Genomic DNA, 2,378 nt, shown 5'->3' with positions numbered 1-2,378 from the left:
AACTATGATTATACCCATTTTTTAGAGGACTGGTTCATCGCCAGCTTGGCTAGAAATTTATATACTGGACACATCCTTCACCCACATCATCCTCTCCCCGCGGTTTGCTGTTATCTGGTACGGAACAACCCATAGTTTTAATGTTTTAGAGAAAGCAAAATGCTGCTGTATCGGTTGGTTAAATTGATCATGCGCAGGATAGATTAAGTACATTTCGCCAATCCCATTTAGGTATTTTTGACCGTAGGCAAACATTTGATAGAAGTCGGCTTGCGCTAGCCCATACTGTGTTGTTTTTTGGGAGTTGCTATTTATTAGCTTCCATTTTGTGTCCATCACCAATTTGGTTTGTACCGGTCGACGTGACTGAATCAACAAATCCGGCCGAAGTTTAAAGCAATCGTTAGACCCGTGCTTCACAAGAGAATAAGTAGCCGCTTGTGGTATTACTTTGAGATGAGAAGGTAATTCGTAGGGTAGGGTCTGTGCCACAAAGGATTCAAATACCGCTTCCATAGGGAACAAAAGTGATATCGCTTTGGTGTTTCCCTGCAAAGCACTCGGACTCATTCCTCTCAGGATCAATTGCGCCCACGCCATTGGCTCGTTGTAATGAGCCATACCACGCTCGAGGCGTAAGTTGTTTATATCACGTTCAATATCCCGGCTAAGTGGAATACCGTCAAACGCAAAGCGCAGTTCGTAAAGCCAGCGTTGATTCTCTGATGACAGCTTTAGACTAAGAAGCTTATCTAGCGCGGAGTGTAAGAGCCGATTGGCTGCACAATCAGGCATGTAGTCATCATAATCGACACAAAACTTATGGCGATTCACCGCGTTATGTCGCAGCTGTGCAGAAAGCATCAGCTTGCCCTTCATAAAAGCCAGATTACCTTGCTCGCTCACATAGTCGGAGCGTAAACCTTGTTTAAGTAATTGGCTAACGCTATGCAAAAAGTGGTGAATAAAAATCTCAAGCAAAGGCATACGCTGAGCCTGAAGAGTGGCTTGCTGAGTTTCAATATGTCGAAACCCAGGCAAATGGCTTAGCATCGTCAGTAATGTTTGACGTGCATTAGCCGCTGTGAGGTTTTTACCAACCTTGGGCAGTATCTCAAGCTGGAAACCGTGAGGTGTTGAAAGCATCCCCGCGTAGTTTTGAACCTGAAGCAATTTGAAGCCTGAGCGAGAGGTGAGTTTGAGGAACTGGCTCCCTTGATTACTTGCCAAGCTAAGCGCTTCTAAATAATTAAAGACCAGTGGAGGCACCAGTTTTGCGCCAACTGAAGCCGCTTTGTCACTCCCCACTAGGGCATATTCAAAAACGGAGATAACTTCACCCATGATTTACAGCCTGCTCATCAAGGGGAGTCTGCTGGGGCTGATAAATTGAACGATAAGCCTGTGGAATATTCCAGATCTCTTGATCGAAATCTTTGAGTTCGTAAGCTGTTGATTGCTGATCATGGTGTCGTAAACCATGGTTGTTACCAAAAAGCGTATCGAGATCGTCGGTTTTCTCAATCACGAATTGCAGGTTGTCGTCTTGCTTTTGATTGTCTGCCAGCACCAACCGGATCTTGTTCCAGTCATCGAAAAAGTATTCCTGTAAAAGCGGAATGATCTTTTTCTGGAATGCGATCTTCAATTGTTTAAACGCAGCTTCTTCATCACCGGCATCGAGTGCATTTTTTACCGGCATAAAGAACGCATGCCCCAGCGTATGTTCACGATCGTAAAGAGCCTCGATGCGGCTATTGAGTTTCTCTAACAACGACTCGAGCTCTATGCCTTTCACCTTAGCTCCACTCAGTAAAGAGAGATCGGGCATCATTTCGACAAAGTCAAAGCGACGGCGCAAAGCCGTGTCCATCAGAGCTAAAGAACGGTCCGCTGTATTCATGGCTCCGATGATATCGACATTGGCGGGTACGCTGAAGTGATCACCGCTATAAGCCAGTTGTAGGCTCATTGCATTGGGCATGCCTGCACGCTTGTCTACTTCAATGAGTGAGATTAGTTCACCAAAGATCTTGGATATGTTACCGCGATTGATCTCATCAATGAAAATGGCGTAGCGATGTCCTGGATCGGCATTGGCACGTTGGGAAAGGCGCATAAAGATACCCGGCTCAATGGGATAAGAGATATTGCCACTCTCGTCAGAGCGAGCGCGTATACCTTCAATAAATTCTTCATAGCCGTAAGATTGGTGGAACGTAACCACCGCAAAACGCTGGATGGCTTCGGCAGATTTAGGGCCTCGTTTAAGTTCGGCGTAGAGCTCTACCAAATCCTCCACTTGCTCGAGCTGTGAATCAACTAGCAACCATTCGCTGTTATCTGTTTTGTTAAATACGGCAGGCTCACGCCGATTC

The 2,378-nt window shown here is 45.8% G+C and carries 2 protein-coding genes; both read right to left on the bottom strand.

All coding sequences use genetic code 11. From position 1 onward, the window contains the following. Window positions 1-57 precede the first annotated feature (57 nt). The gene (locus RTW80_RS24125) at window positions 58-1,344 is read right to left on the bottom strand and encodes an McrC family protein (RefSeq protein WP_312720562.1); all 1,287 of its coding nucleotides are present in this window, start codon (window positions 1,342-1,344) and stop codon (window positions 58-60) included. Continuing rightward, window positions 1,337-2,378, bottom strand: a 1,042-nt coding sequence (locus RTW80_RS24120; protein WP_312720559.1) for an AAA family ATPase, incomplete at its 5' end; no start/stop codon positions are given. The genes RTW80_RS24120 and RTW80_RS24125, both read right to left, overlap by 8 nt.

Origin of the sequence: Escherichia sp. AM3 (assembly GCF_032029835.1) — a bacterium.
Classification (GTDB): domain Bacteria; phylum Pseudomonadota; class Gammaproteobacteria; order Enterobacterales; family Enterobacteriaceae; genus Escherichia; species Escherichia coli.
This window is presented reverse-complemented; position numbering and strand designations above follow the sequence as displayed.